This window comes from Actinoplanes subglobosus (assembly GCF_042650585.1).
Lineage (GTDB): Bacteria > Actinomycetota > Actinomycetes > Mycobacteriales > Micromonosporaceae > Actinoplanes > Actinoplanes subglobosus.
The window spans coordinates 75,608-77,442 of sequence record NZ_JBHSBL010000037.1; the positions used below are offsets into that span (position 1 = coordinate 75,608).

2 protein-coding genes are annotated in these 1,835 nt (G+C 73.7%); both read left to right on the plus strand.

The window, feature by feature from the left end; all coding sequences use genetic code 11:
• Positions 1-1,362, plus strand: a 1,362-nt coding sequence (locus tag ACFO0C_RS46820; protein WP_378073365.1) for a class I SAM-dependent methyltransferase, incomplete at its 5' end; no start/stop codon positions are given.
• On the plus strand, positions 1,359-1,835 hold a 477-nt coding region (locus ACFO0C_RS46825; protein ID WP_378073366.1), incomplete at its 3' end, for a hypothetical protein. The genes ACFO0C_RS46820 and ACFO0C_RS46825, both read left to right, overlap by 4 nt.

Consider the following 1,835-nt stretch of genomic DNA (forward strand, 5'->3'; position numbering starts at 1 on the left):
GGCCTGCGCGCGGTGCCGGCCGACCCGGCGACCAGCAAGGCACGACTGCGCGCGGCCGGGGCGATCGTCGCCATGTCGCTGACCGGCGGCGTCGTCGGCTACCTGTTCCTGGCCGCGGCCGTGGCACTCAACCCGCTGTGGGGCGTGGCCGCGCTGGTCGTCTACAGCCTTCAGCCCTATCTGGCGCTGGCCGGCACGCCGGTGCGTCCCGCCGACCGGCACCGCGCCGCCTGGCTGCGGCTGCTCGCCGAGCCGTGGCGCTGGCTGCGCACGGCCCGCGGCACCTGGCGGTCCCGCTACGACCGGGACCGCGACGAGCTGCGCGAACAGGCCCGCCGCGAGTACGCCGTCGAGCTGGTCGGCGGCACCGACAGGTTCTTCGAGCCGGTCCGCGAGGACTGCCCGTGGTGCCACGGCCGGCAGCTGACCACCCGGGTCATCACCAGCGACCGGGTGCAGGGCAAACCGGGCCGGTTCACACTGGTGGAGTGCGACGGCTGTGCGCACGTCTTCCAGAACCCGCGGCTCAGCATCGACGGCCTGGACTTCTACTACCGGGACGTCTACGACCGGCTCGGTGAGGACAGCACCGAGCACGCGTTCGGCCTGTCCGTGGCGTCCTACGCGGGCCGTGCCGACCTGGTCGGCCGGCATACCTCTCCGGCGAACTGGCTGGATGTCGGCACCGGACACGGGCACTTCTGCACGTACGCCCAAAAGATCTTCCCGGGTGTGGTCTTCGATGGTCTGGACATCTCCGACTCGATCGACGACGCCCAGCGCCGGGGCTGGGTGACCACCGGCTACCGGGGGCTGTTCCCGGACTTCGCGGAGAAGCTCGCCGGCAGTTACGACGTCGTCAGCATGCACCACTACCTGGAACACACCCGCGACCCGCGCGCCGAACTGGACGCCGCCGCGCAGGTCGTCGCGCCCGGCGGCCACCTGCTGATCGAGGTGCCCAATCCGGCGACCCGGCTGGCCCGCCTGCTGCGCGGTTACTGGGTCCCCTATTTCCAACCCGAACACCTCAACCTTCTCCCGGTACGGAATCTGACGGCCGCCCTGATCGACCGGGGCCTGCAGCCGGTGGCCGTCGAACTCGGCCGCGCCCACCAGCCGTGCGACTTCGCCGGAGCCGTGCTGCTCGGGGTGAACAGCCTGTTCCCCGACCCCGACCGCCCCTGGGCACCGGAACCCGGCACCCGCGGCCGCCGGCTGCTGCGGCAGACCGCGTTCGTGGCGGCGGTCCCGCTGCTGATCGCCGGGAACCTCCTGGACCAGCTGCTAGGAGCCGCGATCGCCCGGACCGAGGGCGGCAACTGCTACCGGGTGCTGGCACGGAAGCCGGAGGCGCAGTGACCGGCGTGATGTCCCGGGTCGACGCCCCGGCCGAGGTCCGCATGGTGCCCTACACCTACCTGCGGATGTTCGGCCGCCAGCCGGCCGTGGTGAGCGCCGCCCCGGGCGGTCTGCGCCTGCTCACCGACCCGCAGGCGGAACTGGCGGTGGCCGTCCCGTGGGGAGCCGTGGTCGCCGGAACCGCCCGCGACGACGGCGTCCTGGAACTGCGCTCCCGCAACCGTCCGGCCGAGGGCGTCACCCTGGCCGACGGCGAGTGGCAGACGAGGTCGGCACCGGCCTGGGCGGTACCCGCGATCCGGGCGGCGGCCCGACTGCGCGCCGCGGGACACGGCGTCGGCGGGGCCACCCTGGTCGTGCACACCGGACTGCCCGAGTCGCTGTCGATCCCGACCGGCGCGGGCACGGCGGCGGCCACCATCCGGGCGTTCACCGAGCTCTACGACCTGCCGCCGGCCGCCGCGCCGGCCGCC